Source organism: Sphingomonas sp. AC435 (genome assembly GCF_979253005.1).
In genome coordinates, this window is the sequence record NZ_CEEDCJ010000109.1 from 1 (window position 1) to 237 (window position 237).

The following is a 237-nucleotide window of genomic DNA, read 5'->3' on the forward strand; positions in this document are numbered from 1 at the left end:
CTTCTACATCCGCGGGCTCGGCAACATCGACTTCTAACTCGGCGCGTCACAGCCCGTGTCGATCATCCAGGACGATGTCGTGCTGGAGCATGTCGTGCTGAAGTCCAACCCGGGGTACGACGTGCAGCAGGTGGAGGTGCTGCGGGGGCCGCAAGGGTCGCTGGTCGGCCGCAACACCCCCGCCGGCATCATCAAGTTCGACACGTTCAAGCCGACGCAGACGTTCGACAGCCGCGC

At 64.6% G+C, this 237-nt stretch carries 1 pseudogene; it reads left to right on the forward strand.

Annotation, left to right across the window (positions count from 1 at the left end):
• Positions 1–237, forward strand: a pseudogene (locus AC0CH8_RS19130) (TonB-dependent receptor plug domain-containing protein); the annotation flags it as partial.